The following is a 22,241-nucleotide window of genomic DNA, read 5'->3' on the forward strand; positions in this document are numbered from 1 at the left end:
AACACCCGCTCACCCGGAGACAGAGTCGAGTCGCGTGCGCCCTGCGCTCGTGCTCGCCTCCGCGTCTCCCCGCCGTCTGGCTCTGCTTGCCCAGATCGGACTGACGCCTGACCGCATCGACGCGCCCGACCTCGATGAAACGCCCGCGCCGCGTGAATTGCCGCGTCCCTACGCCGAGCGTCTCGCTTGCGCCAAGGCCGAGATCGTCGCCACGCGCACATCCGATCCCGCTCTCATTCTCGGGGCCGATACCGTTGTGGCGCTCGGGCGACGCATTCTTCCCAAAGCCACCGACCGCGCAACAGCGGAACGCTGCCTTCGACTGCTTTCAGGTCGTCGTCACACTGTCATCACGGCTGTGGCCGTTCGTCCCTCTGCCGCATGGCCGGACGGACGATGCGGTCTGCGCGTGGTCGAGACCGCTGTGGCGTTTTCACGCCTGACCGATGCCCAGATCACAGCCTTGCTGGACGGTGGAGATTGGGAAGGCAAGGCGGGCGGCTACGCGCTGCAGGGACAGGCCGCCGCCTGCATCCGCTTCGTGTCCGGCAGCCCCTCAGCCGTTATCGGCCTGCCCCTGTTTGAGACAGCTCAGCTTCTGCGCGGTCAGAAAGGGGCATGGTTGCCGTGACGGACGCTGCCCTGCGGGTGGCCTGTTCACCGGGACTGGCCCGGATCGCCGTTTTCGAAAATGGCACTCTGAAAGATTTTGGTCTGTGGATACCGGGAAAACCGGATCTGCTGGGCGCCGTTTTCCGAGGCCGCGTCGGCAAACTGGCGCCCACTCTTGGCGGCGCATTCATCGCGCTCCCCGGTTTTGGCAGCGATGGCTTCCTGTCCCTGAAAGAACATCACCCTCCACTGTGCGAAGGCGAAGCCATCACCGTGCGCGTGACTCGCGCGCCCATGGGGAACAAAGGGCCACGCCTGAGTCTTGCCCGCGAGATGCCTGCGGCCTCTCCGGGACTTCTGAAACCCGGTCCTTCGGCTCTGGAAGAAATGGCACAGCGCTGGACGGGTGACATCCTGATCGACACGCCGACTTTTGCTGCCCGTGTACCAAGCCGCTTACGGGAACGTGTCCGCATCGTCCCGCAAACATGGGATGAGGACATTGCGGACGCCGTAGATGCCCTGAGCGTTCCCGATGTCTCCCTGCCCGGCGGCATGGCGGCCACCATCACGCCCACGCCAGCGCTGGTGGCCATCGACATGGACAGCGGCACGGCAGCGAACGCCTCGCTCCCGAAGCAGACGGCGCAGTTCGCTCTCAACCGCGACGCCCTGCCTGCGATCGTGCGCCAGATTGTTCTGCGCAATCTTTCGGGCGCGATCCTGATCGACCCGGCCGGTCTGTCCACCCGCAAACGACAGGCGCTCCGCGATTGCGTGGACAAAGCGCTGGAAGCCGACCCTCTTCGTGCGCGATGCCTCGGCATCACGGCGCTTGGTCTGATTGAAATCGTGCGTGCTCGCACTCACGCGCCTCTGCACGAAGAGCTGGCCAGCCCGCACGGACGCGCTTTGGCTGCCCTGCGGGAAGTCGCTGCACACTGCGCGGGTCAATCCGGGCTGCGCCCCGTTCTGAAAGCCGGCACAACACTTGCTCGAGCGCTGGAAGAGGATCCGCTGGCGGTGAACGACGTCACTGTATGGTGTGAACATCCGCTAACGATCATCAGCGATCCTTCGCTGCCACCGTTGTCATGGAACCTTGTCGAGGGACGATCCGCACGTGACTGAACAGACCCGTTGCCCCATCTGCGGCAAGCCGAGCGCGCCCGCTTTTCGCCCTTTCTGCTCACGACGCTGCGCCGACGTGGATCTGGGACGCTGGTTTTCTGGCGATTACCGCGTGCCGGAACCGATTGCTGACAAAGAGGACGAAAAATCTCGCAAAGATGACGATCTGCTGTCTTGATCTTCGCCGTCTGTCGGGTTAAACGCCTTTTCATGCCTGACGGGGATACGTCCCCTTCAGCACGGTGCCCAAGTAGCTCAGTTGGTAGAGCATGCGACTGAAAATCGCAGTGTCACTGGTTCGATCCCGGTCTTGGGCACCATTCCAAATAAGTTTATCAAAAACTTAGTCCTCAGATTGCTCTCCTCTTAGAAAAAGCAACGCAGTATTTTCTACTGAAACAGTATTGCCTTGAGTTCTCAAAAGAGTATCTCTCAAGCTGATGTCCGATACGAAGAGACATTCTTTTTGTCCTCCGTTGTGTTCGAAAACAGTTTTGCAATCAACGCCTCCTTACTGTTTGCCGCTTCTGATTCTCGATCCATTCCAAGTGACACAGACAACGGTGTCTGACTGCTATTAACGGAGGTTCCGGCCGCTGTATAAAGCGAGACAGACGATGATGTGACATCGTACTGAAAGCCGTCCTTCAAGGTAATAGCGCCTTTAATCTGGGGCGCAGGTATTCCATTAATAATTGTTCCTGCTGGTTCAGGAATATATTTGTTGCCTTTTGGAATAAGAACGACTGGACCAGACTTATATATAGCTGATGCTGCCTTTGATGACAGGTCAAGTATCGTTGATGCACCAGCGCCAGATTCCGATTTTACTGACTCACTCGTCGTTGCCGACAGGCTGACTTCCGGCTTGATTTGGCCTAAATCGATAGATAGCTCCAGCGAGGCTATTGCGCCTGAAAAATCAATATCCATCATACATCTCCGATCAATCCCGCAACTTTTCAAGGAAACCACAGAACGTCGGCCACTGCGGGATTTTCATATTTTCGACAAACACTCTCCAAACTATTAATGCTTTCCGTAAATATTCACACGAAAACCAAATATATGTTATATATCAATGGGATATCACACCAATCCAACACACAATGCAAATAAACATAATTTTACGAAATACAACAAAAACGATTTAAAGTATAAATAGAGATGTTAGAATGAATTTTTAATATAAAAATAATATCGCCACAACATCACTCTCTACCATCAGCATATGAATGAAGAGATCTTATCTCATGGTAACATCTCTGCATTCTTTCGATTCTACGAATATATTTTCGATAAGGTTGCACTTTTGTGCAGATACGAAGTGTTTAAACCTCACAACCTCCTGATAGCGCGCCCCATGTACTGCGCAATGCGGATTTTCAGGTGCACTCACGACCAATAGCAATCGCCTCGCTCATGAGCGGACGCAGCCACAAAACGCAGCTCATTCCGTCAACGCCCGAAACCGTGCAAACTCAGGCTGGCCGCTGAACAGAAACAGCATGTAGTAATCAAGATAATGCCGCCGGTTCCGCGCTACTTTCGTATAGAACGGATATACATCGTAGGGTCCGAGTAAACCCGGCGGTTGCGGATCGCTCTCCAGAATACATTTCGCACGAAACAGCGGCACATAGGTTGCCGCACTGTCGTCGTCGCGCCTGCGGACATGAAAAAGATTTTTCCGAAAATTCTTCAACTTGTCCGGCAGGACAAAGACAATTCCCTTCTCGATAAACGGCCGAGGGAATGTCTCGGGGCGCATGTAACGCACACTGTCCGGCATGTCGCAGAAATACGGGTGATCCAGAACGATCACGAAGACACTCCGGCTATAGGCAGGCCGCCTCCCGCCGCACCTGAAAAGATACGGCGGAAGACATGATCCTCAGACGTCGAGATTGGCGACCTTGAGCGCATTCCCCACGATAAAGTCACGGCGTGGCTCCACCACGTCTCCCATGAGGGTGGAAAACACTTCGCCAGCTTCTTCCATGTCAGACACACGAACACGCAGCAGCGTGCGTGTGGCGGGGTCGAGCGTCGTGTCCCACAACTGCTCGTCATTCATCTCGCCCAGACCTTTGAAGCGATTGATCGCAAGCCCCTTGCGTCCCTGCGCCAGAAGGCGTGTGAAGGCGGAAGCTGGTCCCGCCACTGCGATCTCGGTGCCACCGTCCAGCTTCAACACGGCGTCCTTGGCATATTCGTCCATCAGACGTTCGGTATTGGCCGCCAGCCAGCGTGCGTCCGCGCTGTTCAGCGATGAAGCCTCCACGCGCCACACTTCGCCCACACCACGCACATTGCGGGCCATTTCCAGCCCTGTCTCGCTGAGCGACACCTTCCAGCCCCGTTCTGCTACAGGAGACGCCTCATCCAGACGCTTTTGCAGTTCCGGCACACGCGCCAGCGCCGCGCCACGGTCGGCATCGAACACACCGGCAATGGCTGCCTGTTCAATGATCCACGATGGTGTGCGGACCGACAGACGGCCTATGACCCGCGCGGCCTCCCGCATAAAGTTGACCTCGGCCTCGAGTTGTTCGCCTTCCGGCGTCCGGCCGTTGCCAAGCGTGAACGTGGCGTTTGAGAGCGCCTTGTCGAGCAGATACTGCTCAAGCGCCGCATCGTCCTTGAGATACCGCTCTTCATTGCCACGCTTGGCGCGGTAGAGCGGCGGCTGGGCGATGTAGAGATGCCCGCGCTCAATCAGTTCTGGCATCTGGCGGAAGAAAAACGTCAGCAGCAATGTGCGAATATGCGAGCCATCCACGTCGGCATCGGTCATGATAACGATACGGTGGTAGCGCAGCTTTTCAATATTGAAGCCGCCCTGCTCCGGTTCCCCGCGTCCAATGCCGGTGCCGAGCGCCGTAATCAGCGTGCCAATTTCCGCCGAACCGAGCATCCGGTCGAAACGCGCGCGCTCCACATTCAGGATCTTGCCCTTCAGCGGCAGGATCGCCTGAAAACGACGATCCCGCCCCTGCTTGGCCGTGCCGCCTGCGGAGTCACCCTCAACGAGGAACAGTTCGGCTTTGGACGCATCGCGCTCCTGACAGTCCGCCAGCTTGCCCGGCAGCGAGGAAATGTCGAGCACGCCTTTACGACGGGTCAGTTCACGCGCACGACGTGCCGCCTCACGGGCAGACGCGGCATCGAGCACCTTGGCGACGACAAGCTTCGCCTCTTTCGGATGCGTCTCGAACCAGTGACCGATCATATCGGCCGCAGCCGTATGCACCACCGGCTGCACTTCGGAGGAGACGAGCTTGTCCTTAGTCTGCGACGAGAACTTCGGGTCCGGCACTTTCACCGAAAGCACTGCCGTCAGCCCCTCACGCATGTCTTCGCCCGTGAGCGTGCCTGCGTCTTTCTTGGCAATGCCCTCGGCGTATTTTCCGACAATGCGTGTCAGAGCCTGACGGAATCCGGCCAGATGCGATCCGCCATCGCGCTGCGGGATGTTGTTGGTGAAGCACAGCATCGTCTCGTGGTAGCTGTCGTTCCACGTCAGCGCGAACTCGACCTTGATACCATTATCGGGGTTTTCAAGGCTGCCTGAAATCGGCGGCACAATGATGGGCGTGCGCGAACGATCCAACCATTCCACAAAAGCGATCAGGCCTCCGTCATAGTGGAACACCTCTTCGCGCATTGGATCGGTGCGGGCATCGCGCAACGTGATCTTCATGCCGGAATTGAGAAAAGCCAGTTCCCTCAGACGGCGTTCCAGAATGGGAAATTCGAAGACCGTCTTCGCGAACGTAGCGCCGCTCGGCAGGAACGTGACCTGTGTGCCGCGTTCGGCATCGGACGGCCCCACCACCTTTAGCTCTTCGGTGCGCTCGCCATGCGCAAAGCGGATCACATGCTCAAGGCCATTGCGCCAGATGCGGACTTCCATCCACTCCGACAGCGCGTTCACCACAGCCGCGCCCACGCCGTGCAGGCCACCGGAAACTTTGTAGGAATTCTGATTGAACTTGCCGCCTGCGTGAAGTTTTGTCAGCACCACCTCGGCGGCGCTGATCCCTTCTTCTTCATGCATATCGGTGGGAATGCCGCGTCCATTGTCACGCACCGTCACGCTGCCATCGGCGTTGAGCGTCACCTCGCAATGATTGGCAAAGCCGGCTTGCGCCTCGTCCACCGCATTGTCGATGATCTCGAACGCCATATGATGCAGACCCGAGCCATCATCGGTGTCACCGATATACATGCCCGGCCGCTTGCGCACCGCATCCAGCCCTTTGAGCACCGAAATGGAGGACGCGCCGTACTCGTCGTTTTCAGCGGAAATCTCAGGCGTGGCGGAATCGGTCATGATGCGCGGAGTGCTCCAGTCGTTCGAGCTAGTGTGTGAGTTTTCTTATAGCCGCTCGGAAGGCTGCGGACCAGCAGACACAGCCCATAGTTGCCGGATGAAACGGAACTTTCGCTCTCGTTACGCGCGACATCACTCTTCCTTAAGCCGTCCATCTTCCAGATGCACGAAAGCCGCCCGGTTCTCCAAAGGTGCAAACGGCTCACGATCCGTACCTGTGAGCAATACGGGTGTTGAGAAATCGAGCAATGTTTCCAGCAACGCTTCACGACGGCGCGTATCCAGATGCACCAGCGGTTCATCCAGCAACAGCATAGGCGGCACATGCCCGCCCGCCCCCATAAGCCGAGCATGCGCAAGAATGATCCCGATCAGCAGGGTTTTCTGTTGTCCCGTGCTCGCTTCCGCCGCGTTGCGACCTGTCTCACAGTCATGCAGGGCAAAATCGGTGCGATTGGCGCCCAGCGTCGCCAGCCCACGTGCACGGTCCAGCGCCCGGTTCGCGCGCAACTGCTGACGCAGCCAGTCTTCCACTGCAAGAGCTGGCTCTTCCTCCAGCCGTTGCGCGATGGCGCAGACCAGCGAGAGTTCAGCGGATGGAAACGCTCCACGCGGATCCGCGCCCGTCCTGTTGAGCTGCGCCACCAGATCGCGCCGTGCCGCCACCACCGCGACACCGTGCCGGGCCATCGCGTCTTCGATGGCCGCCAGCCATATGTCATCCACCTGCCCCACACCCAGCATCTTGTTCCGCTGGGCCGTGGCGCGTTCGCAGGCGGCAAGCTCGCGCGCGTGATGCGGCGTCATCGAGACCACCAGTCGATCGAGGAATCGCCGCCGACCGCTCGTGCTTTCTCCGAACAACCGGTCCATCTGGGGCGTGAGCCATACGGCCGAAAGATACTCCGCTATCGCTCCGCGTCCGCGCAGGGCAACCCCGTCAAGCAGGAACCGCCGCGCGCCGCCATCGCGTCCCGCTTCCATACCGGTGGCCACTTCGAAAGAACCATTCGTGTCGCTGAATTTTGCGGTAACGCCCCAACCGCCCGCACTTGCAGGCGTCCCATCCGGTGCATGCAGGGGAAGATCGGCATTCCGCGCCCCCCGCAACCCACGACCGGGCACGAGAAGAGACAATCCCTCAAGAAGGTTGGTCTTGCCGCTGCCATTGTCGCCGGTGATGACAATGGGTGAACGCGAAGGCTCCCACACCAAACGGGTGTAGTTGCGAAAATCCGTAAGAACGAGGCGCTGAAGTCGCGTCATCATGAGGGCCGGGACAACCGCCCCGGCCTGCGCGATCTCAGACGCGCATCGGCATCAGAACATAGAGCGCAGACGGGCTGTCCACGTCCCGCACAATGGTGGGTGCGGAACTGTCGGCAAAGACGAACTCCACTTCCTTGGCGACCTGATCGGTGATGTCGTTAAGATAACGCGCCTGAAAGCCGATCTCCATGTCATCACCGTCATAGGTCACGCGGTTATCGTCGAGTTCTTCTTTCGCGGTCCCCTGATCCGAACTGGAGGCCGACAGCACGAGGAGGTCACGGGAAAGGGCCAGTTTGACCGGACGCGAGCGCTCCTGACTGATGGCCGCCACACGTGCCACGGCATCGGAGAAATCCTTCTTGCCGACGCGCAGGGTGCGATCGTTTCCTGCCGGGATGACGCGCTGGTATTCAGGGAATGTGCCGTCGATCAGCTTGGACGTGAGCGTGATGGACCCGACCGTAAACTGGATGCGTGTGTCCGATACGGCCACCTCCACTTCTTCAGGCGCCTCATCGAGCAGCTTGCGCACCTCGCCTACGGTCTTGCGCGGGATGATCACACCCGGCATCCCCGCAGCACCCGCCGGCAATTCGGTTTCCACGCGCGCAAGGCGATGACCATCGGTCGCAACCGCGCGCAGCAGGCCGCCAGCATCACCTTCCGCAACATGCATGTAAATGCCGTTGAGGTAGTAGCGCGTCTCTTCCGTGGAGATGGCAAAGCGCGAGCGGTCGATCAGCGATTTCAGCACAGCGCTGTTGAGGCGGAACTGATGTGGCAGATCGCCCGCAATCATCGAAGGAAAATCATCCACTGAAAGCGCGTTCAGTCGCGTCGTGTAACGTCCAGCCCTGAGATCGAGCTGTGCATCAGCCCCCGGATGGCTCAGCTCCACTTCCACCCCGTCGGGCAGCTTGCGCACGATTTCATAGAGCACGGCTGCAGGTGCCGTGGCGGCGCCCGGTGTGTCGATCGTAGCGGGCACTTCCTCGACAATGGCGATTTCCATGTCGGTGGCCGTGAGCGACAGACGACCGTTGCTCGTGTCGATGAGCACATTGGCGAGGATGGGGATGGTGTTCCGCTTCTCGGCAACGCTCTGAATGTGCGCGAGAGCCTTGAGCAGCGTGGCGCGATCGGCCGTGAACTTCATCGACACCTGTTCCTTCGTGGGGTGCATTCTGCGCACCGTGTGGACGCCATATGCGCCCCTGAAATCGGGTGATGCAGTTTAGGGAAGCGGGAGTCGCGCGACAAGGGCCGCACCATGATTTCGCCCGTTTTCCTCAGCTTTCCAGCATCCGACGCAGAAGCTCCACATCCTCGGCGAAAGCCCCGTCCCGCTCCATCAGTTCCTGCACACGCGAGACGGCGTGCATGACGGTGGTGTGGTCGCGGTTGCCGAATTTGCGTCCGATCTCGGGAAGGGAGCGGCTGGTCAACTGCTTGGCCAGATACATCGCGACCTGCCGGGGCCGGGCCACGGCACGAGCGCGGCGGGCCGAAGACATATCCGTCAGACGGATGTTCCAGTGTTCGGCAACCTTGCGCTGGATTTCCTCAATCGTCACGCGCCGGTCATGCGCCTTGAGAATGTCGTGGAGAACGTCCTGCGTGGACTCCAGCGTGATGGGGCGTCCGAACAGATTAGCGTGCGCGATCAGGCGGTTGAGCGCCCCCTCCAGTTCACGAACATTGGAAGTGATCTTGTGAGCGAGGAACTCCAGCACCTTTCCCGGCACGTGCACGCCCGACGCCGTGGCCTTCGCTTCCAGAATGGAGATACGCAGCTCGAATGTCGTGGCGTGAATATCGGCCACCATGCCGCAACCAAGGCGGGTGCGTAGACGATCTTCAAGCCCCGAGAGATCGGAAGGCGACTTGTCAGCCGACACCACGATCTGACGCCCCGCGTCCACAAGGGCATTGAACGTGTGGAAAAACTCTTCCTGCGTGTTGTCTTTACCAATGAGAAACTGAAGATCGTCGATCATCAGGACATCCACGGAACGCAGATGGTCTTTGAACTCCACTGTGGACTGAGAACGGATGGCGGCGATGAAGCGGTACATGAACTTCTCGGCGGACATGTAGGCCACCGAAATGCCCCCATTGCGCATCAGTTCCGCGCCGATCGCGTGCATCAGATGCGTCTTGCCCAGCCCGACGCCACCGTAGAGGAACAGCGGATTGAATCCGACGCTGGACGGTTTCTCAGCCACACGCCGTGCGCAGGCATAGGCAAATTCATTGGGCTTGCCGACAACGAAGGTGTCAAAGGTAAAGCGCGGGTCCAGCGGCACCGCCAGATCGGAACGCATGTCGCTGGCACGATCGGATACGGGTGCCGCGACCGGCTCCGGCACAGGAGCACTCTCTGAAGGTTCAGCGTTAACCGGCGCTGCCGGTCTTTCTCCCGGTCGCATGACCTGAAGTTCCACGCGACGAATGGCCGGGATTTCCTGGTTCCACAATGTGTTGAGTCGATCGCCATACTGCGTACGCACCCAGTCGCGCAGAAAGCGCGTGGGAAGCAGCAGCGTCACCTCATCTTCTTCAACGGGCCCAAGAACGATCTGCTGGAGCCAGGTGCGATACTCAACGTCACCCACCTCTGTCCGCATCCGCTCGGCAATGCGCGCCCAGGCATCCGCAAGCAGACCGTTGCCGCCAGATGAAACCGGGGCAATCGGTTCAGCTGCGGCGCGGGCAGAACCTGCTGACATTTCGGAGGAAGGTGGCACCGGCATCGATTTCCTGCAGATTCGCGCTCCCATCTTCATGCCCATGGAAGCGCAGCGCGCCTCCCGCATGAATCAGGAACATCCAGTTCCATAAACACACGCCCGAACGCCGCATTACGGCACCCAAACGCCCTCACCTCATTCCAACGCAGCCACTTGCCGCCCCGAGGCTTTGGGCGGAACACGCCTGACTGCCGCGAAAACGCGCAAAGGAGTCGTCAGGAACGGTGGCAGCCCACGCTAGTGGGACCAGCAGGGGAACTCAACGATTTTCCCTGAACACAGACACGTCGAGAGAGGCGCCTCCCCCACTCTGTGAACATGCAAATGCCCGCTCTCCGTAGGGAGACACGGGCATTCACCAGTTCTACCTTCTGGACCGTATACGGACGACCCTCAGGCCGCCGCAAGCGCCTTGATGCGAGCCGACAGACGGGAAATCTTACGAGCGACCGTGTTGCTGTGCATCACGCCCTTGGTGGCTGCACGCTGGATTTCCGGCTGAGCCAGCTTCAGGGCCGCATTCGCCTCGTCCTTGTTGCCGCTCGCAATGGCGGTCTCGACCTTCTTGATGAAGGTGCGCACGCGGGACTTACGTGCCGTGTTGCGAGCAGTACGACGCTCCGTCTGACGGATGCGCTTACGGGCAGATGCGATGTTCGCCATGTTTCTGTGTCTGATCCAGCAAGAAGGTCAATGTGAGTGGGGATGCACAGCCGCACCCGCCAAATGAGGTGGCCTCTCTAAGCCACACGCCACCCACACGTCAAGCAGACTTCACCTTGACGGCCTTCCGACCGGTCTTTCCCGCAGAAGCCGCATCTTTATTCACGGATTCCACCTGAAGACGCGGACAGAAGAAAGTGGAGCGGCCCGACTGCGTGATGCGCCGGATTCCGGGACAAACGGGCTTATCTGCCTCCACCCCGCAGTCAGGGCAGGGCTGCCCCTCACGCCCATAAACCCGCCATGCGTGCTGAAAATAACCCAACTCGCCATCCGGCTGAACATAGTCACGCAGACTCGAACCGCCGGCCGCAATGGCCTCCTCCAGCACAGCGCGAACTGCCGCCACAAGCCGGTCGCAGGCTGCGCGGTCCAGCAGAGCGCTGGAGGTCGCAGGATGGATACGCGCACGGTAGAGCGCTTCGCACACATATATATTACCTAGGCCCGCCACGATGCGCTGATCCAGCAACGCCATCTTAATCGGTGTCCTGCGCCCCGCCAGCGCCGATGCGAGAAAGGCGCCCGTGAAAGCCGTCTCCAGCGGTTCAGGCCCCATACTCCCCAGCAGGCAATGACTGTCTTCGCCTGCGGTCAGCACGATATCCAGCGCGCCGAACCGCCGGGGATCCACCAGTCCAAAGCGCTTCCCGCCTCGTGTGGTGAACGCCACATGTTCATGCGGCACCGCCACATCATCCGCGGAGCCACCCTCCCCAAGATTGACGCGGCCTGACATTCCCAAGTGCAGCAGGACAGACTGACCGCCCGAAAGACGCATCAGAATGTATTTTCCACGCCGGCGAAAACTCTCGATGCGTTTGCCTGCAAGCCGATCGGCAAGACCGACAGGCATGGGCCAGCGCAGATCGGGCCGGCGCACGGAAGCGGCGGCGATCACGTCACCTTCAAGCGCGGCCTTCATGCCGCGCATCACAGTTTCGACTTCAGGGAGTTCTGGCATGACGACAAAGAGGCTATAGAGTGTGCCCATGACCGACAATGCCTCCCCCGACCTGCATGCCCCCGCCCCACCGGACGACCTGAGTGGTGCTGACACCACCGATTTCGGCTACCGCGCCGTCCTGCGCGAGGAGAAGAAGCCCCTCGTACGCGCCGTGTTCGACAGCGTGGCGAATCGCTATGACGTGATGAACGACCTGATGTCGCTGGGTGTGCATCGTGTCTGGAAGCGCATCTTCAATGCCGAACTCGCCCCCCAGCCTGGTCTGAAACTGCTCGATCTTGCGGGCGGAACGGGTGACGTGACCTTCGGGTGGCTCGCTGGCGGCGGCGGACCGGCCATCATGACCGACATCAACGTCAACATGCTCTCGGTGGGCCGCGACCGCGCCATCTCTCGTGGTTTTGTCTCGGACCTGTCCTTTTGTGTGGTGGACGCGGAGCAAATTCCCCTTCCCGACCGCTGTATGGATCGCGTGACCATCTCATTCGGCCTGCGCAACTGCACCGACAAGATGGCTGTGCTCCGCGAGGCAAGGCGCGTGCTCAAGCCGGGTGGACGCTTCCTCTGCCTCGAATTCTCACGTGTGCAGGTCGCGGCTCTCGCACCGATCTATGACGCATGGTCCTTCAAGGTTCTGCCCGCCATGGGCACGCTCGTCGCCAAGGACCGTGAGAGCTACCAGTATCTGGCCGAAAGCATCCGTATGTTCCCCGATCAGGAAACGCTCGCGGACATGTTCCGCGAGGCTGGCTTCACGCAAGTGCGTTACACCTCTCTCTCAGGAGGAATCGCGGCCATCCATTCTGGCTGGAGACTCTGAACCATGGCCGCTGCCGCACCGGATGACACCATGACTGCCCTGCGTGGGCGCGTGCTTCTGATCGTCGGCGGCGGCATTGCTGCTTACAAAATACTCGAACTCGTGCGACTGCTCACGGCAGCCCATGTCGATGTGCGCTGCGTGCTCACAAAAGCTGGCACCGAATTCGTAACACCATTCTCGCTTCAGGCTTTGAGCGGTCATCCGGTGCATCAGGAGCTGTTTTCCCTGACGGACGAGCAGGAGATGGGCCATATCGCCCTGTCCCGCTCGGCTGATCTTCTGGTCGTGGCACCGGCCACCGCCGACCTTCTGGCCAAGATGACAGTGGGGCTGGCCAACGATCTGGCGTCCACTCTCCTGCTGGCCACCGACACGCCTGTCCTCGCAGCGCCCGCCATGAACGTGCGCATGTGGGAACACCCCGCCACCCGCGCCAACGTGGCCACGCTGAAAGCGCGAGGAATCGAATTCATCGGACCGGATGAAGGGGTGATGGCCTGCGGGGAATACGGATTCGGACGGCTGGCGGAGCCGCCCGTGCTGCGCGATGCCATCCTTGCGCGGCTCAACATCGCATCGCCCACGTCCGGTTCAGCAAGACCACACACGTCCTCGACCATGACCTGTACCCGAACAGAAACCGGCTCGTCCTGCGACATCGTTCCCGGCGGGACCGTCGTGCGCTCCTCCGTAGAGACGACGGTGGACGGCACAACACTGTGGAAGCCGCTTCTTGGCCGCCACGCTCTCGTCACGGCCGGTCCAACGCATGAACCGATCGACCCGGTGCGCTATCTCGGCAACCGCTCTTCCGGCCTTCAGGGGTACGCCATTGCGGAAGCATTGGCCGCTCTGGGAGCGCGCGTCACACTTGTCAGCGGTCCCACCAATCTGCTGGCTCCCGCGGGCGTGACACTCCGGCGCGTGGAAACAGCTCTGGAAATGGAGCAGGCCGTGAGGGACGCGCTCCCCGCCGATATTGCCGTCTGCGCCGCGGCTGTGGCGGACTGGCGAGTGACGAATGCCGTCACCTCCAAAATCAAGAAAAGCGCGGACACCACGCCGCCTTCTCTGCATCTTGTACCCAACCCGGACATTCTCGCGGCTCTCTCCGCGCCCGGCCCGCACAGACCTTCTCTTGTGGTGGGTTTCGCCGCCGAGACGGACGATGTGGAAGCCAACGCCATCGCCAAACGCAAACGCAAGGGCTGCGACTGGATCGTGGCCAATGACGTGTCGGTCGGCACGAACGTGATGGGCGGGACGGAAAACACAGTACTTCTCATCACATCCGATGGCGTGGAACACTGGCCACGCATGACCAAGACCGATCTTGCCCTCAGGCTGGCGCGCCGCATCGCACGCCGCTTCGGCGCACCCGCCCTTTCTGCCGATGGAGACATGAACTGATGCCGTCTTTCGGCTCTCCCCTCGTTCCGGCCCCTCATCTCGTATGAGCGCGCAAAACATCCGCGTGGCCGTCCAGCGGCTGCCCCATGCCCACGATCTTCCTCTGCCGACTTATGCCACGGCGGGCGCGGCGGGCATGGATTTCGTAGCCGCCGTGGACGCACCCGTGACCATTCTGCCCGGCGGACGGGCACTGATCCCGACGGGGCTGTGCATCGCCCTCCCACCCGGCTTCGAGTTGCAACTGCGTCCGCGCTCGGGGCTGGCGCTCAAGCATGGCATCACCCTGCCCAACGCCCCCGGCACCATTGACGAAGATTATCGCGGCGAGATCGGCGTAATCGTAATGAACGCCGGACAGGAGCGCTTTACCGTGGAGCGCGGCATGCGCATCGCTCAGGGCGTGCTCGCCCCCGTTTTCCGCGCGACATGGAACGAGACGGACAATCTCGACGCGACAGCGCGCGGCGCAGGCGGCTTTGGCAGCACCGGCACACAAACGCCCTGAACGGACACCTCCGCACGGAGCATCAGGAGATGAGTGAAACAGCCCGAAAGCAGCGACCGGCATGACCGACGATGGTTATTCCGCCGAAGCTGAACCTCCACATCCACCGCGCACCCGCGACCGGCTCGCCATGGCGGCCTGCCTGTCTGGGATTCTGATCGCCATCGGTGCCTTTGCAGCCCGGATGGACACCCTTCCGGCTCATCCCTTCTCCCTCCACGCGGATGACCCTTCGCTCCCGGCCATGCTGGAGGCCGTCGACATAACCGGCCTGCGGATCGTCGGTTGCCTGATCCTTGCATTTAGCTTCTCGCTCGGCTGCCTTGCTCTCACCACAGGCAGCACTTTCCGCCGTCATACCGCGCTCCGTGCGCTCGACATGCTCAGTTTTGTGCCGGTTTGCGGGCTTGCGGCCCTAGGCGTTCCGCTTGTCTTTGGACCGTCCCTCCTGCCTTTCGATGCACGGATGGCGGGCGAACTGCTCATCGATGGCGTAGGTGCCGCAGCCCTTTCCTTTCCCGTGGCCTCTGCCGTGCTGCGCGCACGCGATACGCTGCCGATTCCCCTCATGATGGTCACACAGGGATTCAGACTGCGCGCGTGGCCTTCATTCTGGCGGCTTCATGTTCCTTTCGTCATGCCGGCCCTTGCGCACGCCACCGTCCGCGCCATGCCACAGACATGGACCGGACTTGTACTGGCGGAAATGGTGGTGGAGTTTCATACGCTCCCGGTGGCGCAGGGACTGGGCGCACAAGCCGCCGCCGCAATGGAGCATGAGGACATCGCTCGTCTGGGTGTCCTCATTGGCTTGACAGCCGTGCTTGTGGGATTGATCGACCACCTGCTGATCCGGCCTTTCCGTCGCTGGTCTGGCCGTTTCGAGGAACATGGCCGCAGCATCGAAGCGGGCCTTGTACGCCTCCTCAAGCGCTTTGCTCCAACCCGGCTCCTCTTCGAGGGACTGACGCACCTCATGGAAGCCGCTGGCACCCTGCCGCTGGGCGCACGTCCGGTGGCGCACAAGCTAAGCCTTTCCCGCAACCTGTCCGTGCTGGAATCGGTGCCGTGGATAGCGGGGCTGTGCGGATTGGCTCTCGCGCTGTTCATTGGCCCGTCTTTTCACGTGCTGAAAACGATTGGCGTCATCCTCACAGCGTGCCTTGCCAGTGTAGTGGCCCTTGCGGCGTTGCTCGCCCTGAACTCGCTGGTCTGGCTGCCTCTCTCTTTCTGGCTGGCGGGACGGTCGAAAAAAATCGCGACGCCCCTTCTGGCCGCCGCGCGCTTTCTTATCCTCTTTCCCGTCTTTCTGCTGTTTCCTCCCATCATGACGGCCGCAGGTCCATTCTCCGCCCTTGTCCCGTTCCTGTTCTTCGGCTTTCCATCGATCCTGCTTCTCCGACTGAGCGAGAGCGCACGCCTGTTTCCTCGCTCTTTTCTCGATGTCATGCGGGTCTATCGTATTCCTCCCCGTCTGAGATGGATGCGGATCATCCTGCCGGGTCTTCGTCCGGCATGGATCGTGGGGTGCCGTCGGGCCTCCTTCTGGATGTGGAACGCCTCCATCGCGGCGGCCGTGACGGTATGGGGCGAGCGCACGTTTGACGGAGGTTTCGGGATCGGCAGTCAGGTCGCCACGGCGCTAAGAGACGAAGATCCGCTTGCCGGAACCTGCGCTCTGGCCGCCATCACCTTTCTTGCCGTGCTGTGCGATGAAGGATTACGCCGCACACCGGGACCGGGCTTGGCATTCCAGCCCGATGAAGACACCAGCCAGCGTACACAGGCGTCTGTGAACGACCTGCCGCCAGCCGCTCTCTGAAAGGCCTCACTTCGCGTGTTGCACCTGCTCTTCAAAGGGGGCATGGTCCGCCCGTCTTTTCAAACCTTGGGGGAGCACCATGGAGGGCAAGCCGTCACGCCGCGAGATCATCCTGCATGATGAGGCGGATTTCGCCGGATTGCGGGCCGCAGGCAAGCTGGCCGCCGAAACACTGGACATGATCACCGATCATGTCCGCATCGGTGTCACGACCGAGGAACTGAACACCCTCATCCACGATTTCACGCTGAAAAACGGCGCCACACCGGCCACGCTGAATTATCGCGGCTATCCCAAATCGTGCTGCATCTCCATCAACCATGTTGTCTGTCATGGCATTCCGGGTGACCGCAAACTCGTGGACGGCGACATCCTCAATATCGATGTCACATCCATCCTCGATGGCTGGTACGGCGACAGCAGCCGGATGTACACGGTCGGCAAAACGCCCATCAAAGCGCAGAAGCTGATCGATGTGACTTATGACGCCACGATGGCCGGCATTGCCGCCGTGCGTCCCGGCGCAACGCTGGGCGATATCGGTTATGCCATCCAGACACTGGCGGAAAAGAACCGCTTCGGCGTAGTGCGGGATTTCTGCGGACACGGTATCGGGCGCACCTTTCACGCGGCTCCCAACGTGCTGCATTACGGTCGTCCGGGCGAAGGACTGAAGCTGGAAGCCGGAATGGTTTTCACCATCGAGCCGATGCTCAACATCGGCAAGCCGGATGTGAAAATTCTCGATGATGGCTGGACAGCCGTTACCCGCGATCGGACGCTCTCGGCCCAGTTCGAGCACATGATCGGTGTGACGAAAGACGGCTGCGAAATCTTCACCCTCTCCCCGAAAGGCTACACCCGACCGCCTTACAAGGATTGACGTCATGAGCCTGCCGGCCCCCACCCTCCTCACAAATCGTCCGCTTCTGCGAGTAGTGGCTTCATGGTTGGGTGTCGGGGTTTTGGCTTGCGCCTCCGTAACCACCGGTTACGCGGCGCAGGCTCCGGTGGCAGGCGCGCCCGATCCTCTCGCTTATGAAGCTACACGCACGACGACACCGACAGTCGGCCCGGCGTACGGTGCGCATGGAATGGTCGTGTCCGCGCAACATCTCGCCTCGGAAGTGGGCGCACGCATCCTCGCCAACGGAGGCAACGCCGCCGACGCTGCTGTGGCCATGGGATATGCACTGGCCGTGGTCTATCCGGCGGCAGGCAATATCGGCGGCGGCGGCTTCATGGTCCTGCGCCCCCCGCATGAAGATCCCCTTTTCATTAATTTCCGCGAGCGGGCGCCACTCGCCGCCACACCCACCATGTTTCAGGACGCGCAAGGCCATGTCCGCCCCGGTGAATCCGTGCTGGGCTGGAAAGCGGTGGCGGTTCCGGGAACAGTGGCCGGACTGGATTATGTTCACGCACGATGGGGAAAACTCTCACGTCAGAAAGTGATGGAACCGGCCATCCGCCTTGCCCGCGAAGGTTTCCGTCTGGAAGAAGGCGACGTCGCACTCCTACGGACCGCGGATACCGAGTTCAAAGCCGATCCGGTGCTGCGCCCCATTTTCACCCGACCGAACGGCGCCTCTCTCGAAGTGGGCGACCGGCTTGTACAGCGTAATCTGGCCCATTCGCTGTCCCTCATCGCCCACCAAGGCCCGGATACCTTTTATCGTGGCGAGATTTCCCGACGCATTGTGGAGGCCAGCACACAGAACGACGGTCTGCTGAGTGCCGCCGATTTTTCCAGCTACCGCCCTACTGTTTCAGCCCCCCTGACCTGCTTTTACCGCGGCTATCGCATCGACACCGCACCACCACCCAGCGGCGGCGGCATCGCCCTTTGCGAGATGCTGGACATTCTCTCGGGCTATGACCTGAAGAGCGAAGGTCTGCACAGTGCCATCGCCCTGCATCAGGAAATCGAGGCGATGCGTCACGCCTATTCCGACCGACGCGATCTGGGGGATCCGGCATTCGTGGCCAACCCCATCGCGCATCTGCTCGACGCGGACTACGCGGCGCAGATCCGCAAGGCCATTCCCGTTGAACGGGCCATCGATTCATCCATGCTGACAGCAGGCGTGGCCGCACCCGGCGCAACTGAGACCACCGCCGCTTCCGATCACGAGAAAAAAGAAACGACCCAGTTCTCGGTGATGGACCAGACCGGCTTTGCCATCTCCACCACCTACACACTCAATGGCTGGTTCGGTGCCCGCGTGATGGCGCCGGGCACCGGCGTCCTGCTCAATGACGAGATGGACGATTTCTCGGTCAAACCCGGCAGTCCGAACATGTTTGGCATCGTCGGCAGCGCGGCCAACGCCATAGCGCCACGCAAGACGCCCCTCTCCTCCATGACGCCCACGCTCCTTTCTCGCGATGGCCATACGGTCATGGTGATCGGCAGCCCCGGTGGTTCACGCATCCCCACCATCGTCCTGTCGGTTGTGTCAGGCGTGATCGATTACGGTCTGGACATCCAGCAGGCCATCGACCTGCCGCGCCTTCATGAACAGTGGACACCCTCTATCGTAGAGATCGAACATGGCGCGGTGAGCGCCAGTGTTGCACGAACACTCGCTGATGAAGGCTACACTCTTACGGAGCATGCGCCTTGGGGTATTCCTGAGGGCATTGTCACTGAAGAACTGATGCCGCACGTCGGGGGCGTGAAGAAAGGGCTGTATGGAGGAGTGGATCGGCGGCATCCGGACGGTGCCGCTGTGGGGGAGTGAGGTCGGGGGATTTACAGTGAGGCCGCTTTGGGGGCACGGAAAGTCCGGTTTCAAACCGTCCTAGTCAAAAGCGTCCGTTGCCGCACTCAATTGCAGCCAAGCCAGAATTGTAAAGTTACCACCCATCAAAAACAAACTTAAAACCTTTATATCGTTTCTATTACAGTTGCAGCAGATAGCAGCATCCGACGAGTGGCCGATTGACCATCATCAGATTGTATTCGATCTTGCGCCAAGGATAATCAACAGAAAGCCTTCTGAATGCATGCCAAGGACTGGGCATTAAATGCCGTGTTACAAGAGAGGCAGCAGTGGGTAATCCCCGTCTATCAGCGAACCTACGAATGGAAGACGGGAGCCGACGGTCAATTACCAAAATTGTGGGACGACCTGCGCGAGCGTGCGTTGGAGCAACTGGCCGGCCTCAAGCCCAAACCACACTTCGTTGGCGCTATCATCTATGCCGAGCCAGCGGAGCAGCCGTTCGGCACTGTTAACAAGCGCTATCTCGTCGATGGCCAACAACGCATTACGACCTTTAACTTGGTGCTGTGCGCCTTACGCGAGAACGCACGCGATTGCGGCGTCGAACGCATTACCGCAACTGTGGATGAATACCTTTTCAACGCTAAAAGCGCCTCTATGGCTGATCCTGAACGAGAAAGGTTCAAACTATGGTCATCCAGTTTCGACAGACCGTTGTTCACCGCGATCGCTGCACTTCCGACCAACGAGGTGCGTGATAAATTCACCCAGTATTTTTACAAGAATGGCAACATTATTAGGAGTACTGCGCCGAAAGTCTTAGCCGCTTACTGGTATCTCAAAGAGGAGATTGCGACTTTCATCTCCGAACGTGCTGCAGAAGGCGTTCCCGCCGAAAAAGCACTCGATGCGATCATTGCCGGATTCCTCAATGGTTTTCAGATCGTAGTGGTGCAACTGGGCAAGGAAGATGACGCGCAGGCGATCTTCGCTTCCCTGAATGGCAATGCTCAGCCGCTTTCCGCTTTCGACCTAATCCGCAACGATATCTTCCATCGTGCCAGCAAGGCGCTTGAGGACAATGACATCCTTTATGACCAACACTGGCGTGAACTTGAGACTGAATTCTGGAAGACGGAAATCAAACAGGGGAGATTGAAGCGTCCCCGAACTGACCATCTTATCACGCATGCGCTCGTCGCAGAGACGGCTCACGACGTCATCGTCGGTCAAGTGGCGAACGAATATCGGCATTATGCCGAAGCACAAGACTTTGCAAGCGTTACAGACGAAGTTCGCAGCTTGATGAAATATGGCCGCGCCTACGAGGAGATGGAGCTTCGAAAGAAGGGGGGTGCCCTAGCGGAACTTGCCAAGTTCCTAACCATTTGGGACACCGCCGCCATGCATCCGATTGCACTGTGGATCGAAGTGCGTGATCTACCGGATGAGCGTAAGAAAGCCGTCTATGCGCTCATCGAGAGCTACATGATCCGGCGTGATTTGTGTGAATTGGGCAATAAGAACTACAATAAGGTGGTAGCCGGAGCTCTGCGCGAAATGCAGGCAGCGCCAGATCCGGTAGACGCTTTCTTTACCTACATGGTCAGTCTAACTGGCGACGCCTCGCGCCTTCCCTCGGACACGGAACTGCTGCGCTCGGCCTCATCGAAGGCGATCTATAACTCCATGGGATCACAGAAGTTGCGTTATGTGCTGAGCGGTGTCGAACGGGCACTACGCGACAAATTCGATGAAGACGTAACAGTGAGTACCGCTAATCTGACTGTAGAGCATATTATGCCCCGCCATTGGGCAAAGAACTGGCCCTTACCGTCCGGGAAGATGGCACCGACAGAAGATACCTACGCCCTGTTACTTACGAACGAGGACATGTGGAGCGAAGTCGAGCAGCGCGAGGCTATCAAAAATACACTTGGTAACCTTACTCTACTCACAGGGAGTCTGAATCCAAGCCTAGGTAATGCCGGCTGGGAGGAAAAACGTGCCGCCATCTCCAAGTCATTACTCGTGCTGAACCGCGATGTCGCCGAACATGACGTATGGGACGAGGTTGCGATCCGTGAGCGCGCTGGCGCGCTTGTCAATGAGATCACTTCGATTTGGACATATCCAGTAGTCGAAATCGTGCACGCCATGCCAGAGTGAGTTCGCGGTCGTTGCTCTGATATTGCTTTATGCACGGACGAAGTTACCAACGGACGGCGAGTAAATATCTCCTCCTTGTATCACTGGATCAGACATGAATGTCGGAAATAAGACGTAAGCCGCCCTCTCACCTCCCTAATCTTAAAACAAAAAAGTCCGGAGCATTTCTCCGGACTCTTGTCGCAACCACCATTCAGGCAGACAGAGCCGCCGCCACTTCTTCAGGCAAATCGAAGTTGGCATACACATTCTGCACGTCGTCATTGTCTTCGAGCACATCAAGCAACTTCAGCACCGTACGTCCCTTGTCCTCATCCAGTGCCACCGTGTTCTCGGGGCGCCAGTCCAGCTTGGCGCTCTCGGGTTCACCGAATTTGGCCTCAAGCGCATCGCGCACGGCGAAAAAGGATTCCACCTCGCACGTCACTTCGTGGCTCTCTGCGGTGGACACCACATTGTCCGCACCGGCTTCAATGGCCGCTTCCAGCATCTCGTCTTCGGTGGCAACGCTTGCCGGATAGGTGATGACGCCAAGGCGCTGGAACATGAAGGAGACGGAGTTGGTCTCGCCCAGTGAACCGCTGTATTTGGAAAACGCCGCACGCACCTCGGCCGCAGTGCGGTTACGGTTGTCGGTCAGCGCTTCCACGATCACGGCCACGCCTGCCGGGCCATATCCCTCGTAGCGCACTTCCACGTAGTCATCGCCGCCGCCCGCTCCCGTGGCCTTCTTGATGGCGCGCTCGACCGTGTCTTTGGGCATGTTGACTTCGCGGGCTGCGGAAATAGCCGCACGCAGGCGAGGATTGGTGGCCGGGTCAGGCAGACCGGAACGGGCCGCAACCGTAATCTCGCGAATGACCTTGGCGAACTGCTTCGCACGCTTGGCGTCCTGCGCGCCCTTGCGGTGCATGATGTTCTTGAATTGTGAATGGCCGGCCATAGGGCCCTCCCCATCTGATGATCTTCGTATTTTCAGAAAAAAGCAG

General features: G+C 59.7%; 19 protein-coding genes and 1 tRNA gene. 11 read left to right on the forward strand and 9 right to left on the reverse strand.

The annotated features are described in order from the left end of the window. The first annotated feature begins 34 nt into the window (after positions 1 to 34). The 4 genes from KUA11_RS05535 to KUA11_RS05550 all read left to right on the forward strand — a co-directional run bounded on the left by KUA11_RS05535 (position 35) and on the right by KUA11_RS05550 (position 2,063). Complete coding sequence (locus KUA11_RS05535; RefSeq protein ID WP_217409367.1) at positions 35 to 631, forward strand: Maf family protein; 597 nt, start codon at positions 35 to 37, stop codon at positions 629 to 631. After that, positions 619 to 1,743: a ribonuclease E/G gene (locus KUA11_RS05540; protein ID WP_217409368.1), complete on the forward strand. Its 1,125-nt coding sequence runs from the start codon at positions 619 to 621 to the stop codon at positions 1,741 to 1,743. Before KUA11_RS05535 ends, KUA11_RS05540 begins: the two co-directional genes overlap by 13 nt. Then, positions 1,736 to 1,921, forward strand: a complete 186-nt coding sequence (locus KUA11_RS05545) for a DNA gyrase inhibitor YacG (protein ID WP_217409369.1) — start codon at positions 1,736 to 1,738, stop codon at positions 1,919 to 1,921. The genes KUA11_RS05540 and KUA11_RS05545 overlap by 8 nt, the downstream gene beginning before the upstream one ends. A gap of 66 nt (positions 1,922 to 1,987) precedes the next feature. Next, a tRNA-Phe gene (locus KUA11_RS05550) sits at positions 1,988 to 2,063 on the forward strand. Between the two features lie 112 nt (positions 2,064 to 2,175). Here the strand turns inward: KUA11_RS05550 and KUA11_RS05555 are convergent. From KUA11_RS05555 to mutM, 8 genes are all read right to left on the reverse strand, one after another. Then, positions 2,176 to 2,679, reverse strand: a complete 504-nt coding sequence (locus KUA11_RS05555; RefSeq protein ID WP_217409370.1) for a hypothetical protein — start codon at positions 2,677 to 2,679, stop codon at positions 2,176 to 2,178. Between the two features lie 514 nt (positions 2,680 to 3,193). Continuing rightward, entirely contained in the window at positions 3,194 to 3,535 is a 342-nt protein-coding gene (locus KUA11_RS05560) for a hypothetical protein (RefSeq protein ID WP_217409499.1), read from the reverse strand. 102 nt (positions 3,536 to 3,637) lie between these two features. Then, positions 3,638 to 6,079, reverse strand: coding sequence for a DNA topoisomerase (ATP-hydrolyzing) subunit B (gene gyrB, locus KUA11_RS05565; protein ID WP_217409371.1), 2,442 nt, complete (start codon positions 6,077 to 6,079; stop codon positions 3,638 to 3,640). 132 nt (positions 6,080 to 6,211) lie between these two features. Then, on the reverse strand, positions 6,212 to 7,345 hold the full coding sequence (gene recF / locus KUA11_RS05570; protein ID WP_217409500.1) for a DNA replication/repair protein RecF: 1,134 nt from the start codon (positions 7,343 to 7,345) through the stop codon (positions 6,212 to 6,214). A gap of 37 nt (positions 7,346 to 7,382) precedes the next feature. Then, entirely contained in the window at positions 7,383 to 8,507 is a 1,125-nt protein-coding gene (gene dnaN, locus KUA11_RS05575) for a DNA polymerase III subunit beta (protein ID WP_166313911.1), read from the reverse strand. A 133-nt stretch (positions 8,508 to 8,640) separates the two neighbouring features. Next, a complete protein-coding gene (gene dnaA, locus KUA11_RS05580) occupies positions 8,641 to 10,098 on the reverse strand; it encodes a chromosomal replication initiator protein DnaA (RefSeq protein ID WP_408744155.1) in 1,458 nt (485 codons plus the stop codon). A 396-nt stretch (positions 10,099 to 10,494) separates the two neighbouring features. Beyond that, on the reverse strand, positions 10,495 to 10,764 hold the full coding sequence (gene rpsT / locus KUA11_RS05585) for a 30S ribosomal protein S20 (protein ID WP_166313913.1): 270 nt from the start codon (positions 10,762 to 10,764) through the stop codon (positions 10,495 to 10,497). A gap of 100 nt (positions 10,765 to 10,864) precedes the next feature. Continuing rightward, on the reverse strand, positions 10,865 to 11,788 hold the full coding sequence (gene mutM / locus KUA11_RS05590) for a bifunctional DNA-formamidopyrimidine glycosylase/DNA-(apurinic or apyrimidinic site) lyase (RefSeq protein WP_217409502.1): 924 nt from the start codon (positions 11,786 to 11,788) through the stop codon (positions 10,865 to 10,867). A gap of 28 nt (positions 11,789 to 11,816) precedes the next feature. On the opposite strand from mutM, the gene KUA11_RS05595 reads away from it, so the two are divergent. The 7 genes from KUA11_RS05595 (at position 11,817) to KUA11_RS05625 (ending at position 21,252) form a co-directional block, all read left to right on the forward strand. Further along, complete coding sequence (locus KUA11_RS05595) at positions 11,817 to 12,611, forward strand: class I SAM-dependent methyltransferase (RefSeq protein WP_217409372.1); 795 nt, start codon at positions 11,817 to 11,819, stop codon at positions 12,609 to 12,611. Between the two features lie 3 nt (positions 12,612 to 12,614). Further along, positions 12,615 to 14,024 (forward strand): bifunctional phosphopantothenoylcysteine decarboxylase/phosphopantothenate synthase, encoded by a 1,410-nt coding sequence (locus KUA11_RS05600; protein ID WP_217409373.1) that lies wholly within the window; start codon positions 12,615 to 12,617, stop codon positions 14,022 to 14,024. A 43-nt stretch (positions 14,025 to 14,067) separates the two neighbouring features. Beyond that, a complete protein-coding gene (dut, locus tag KUA11_RS05605) occupies positions 14,068 to 14,532 on the forward strand; it encodes a dUTP diphosphatase (protein WP_217409374.1) in 465 nt (154 codons plus the stop codon). Positions 14,533 to 14,593: 61 nt separating this feature from the next. Further along, positions 14,594 to 16,354 (forward strand): ABC transporter permease subunit, encoded by a 1,761-nt coding sequence (locus KUA11_RS05610; RefSeq protein WP_217409375.1) that lies wholly within the window; start codon positions 14,594 to 14,596, stop codon positions 16,352 to 16,354. Positions 16,355 to 16,433: 79 nt separating this feature from the next. Beyond that, positions 16,434 to 17,237, forward strand: a complete 804-nt coding sequence (gene map / locus KUA11_RS05615; RefSeq protein ID WP_217409376.1) for a type I methionyl aminopeptidase — start codon at positions 16,434 to 16,436, stop codon at positions 17,235 to 17,237. Between the two features lie 10 nt (positions 17,238 to 17,247). Continuing rightward, the gene (gene ggt / locus KUA11_RS05620) at positions 17,248 to 19,098 is read left to right on the forward strand and encodes a gamma-glutamyltransferase (RefSeq protein WP_408744159.1); all 1,851 of its coding nucleotides are present in this window, start codon (positions 17,248 to 17,250) and stop codon (positions 19,096 to 19,098) included. A 261-nt stretch (positions 19,099 to 19,359) separates the two neighbouring features. Then, positions 19,360 to 21,252: a DUF262 domain-containing protein gene (locus KUA11_RS05625; protein ID WP_217409378.1), complete on the forward strand. Its 1,893-nt coding sequence runs from the start codon at positions 19,360 to 19,362 to the stop codon at positions 21,250 to 21,252. A gap of 193 nt (positions 21,253 to 21,445) precedes the next feature. Here KUA11_RS05625 and KUA11_RS05630 read toward each other — a convergent pair whose 3' ends face one another. Next, the gene (locus KUA11_RS05630) at positions 21,446 to 22,195 is read right to left on the reverse strand and encodes a YebC/PmpR family DNA-binding transcriptional regulator (protein ID WP_217409379.1); all 750 of its coding nucleotides are present in this window, start codon (positions 22,193 to 22,195) and stop codon (positions 21,446 to 21,448) included. Positions 22,196 to 22,241 lie beyond the last annotated feature (46 nt).

The sequence above is a fragment of the Acetobacter estunensis genome (assembly GCF_019083805.1).
Classification (GTDB): Bacteria; Pseudomonadota; Alphaproteobacteria; order Acetobacterales; family Acetobacteraceae; genus Acetobacter; species Acetobacter estunensis_A.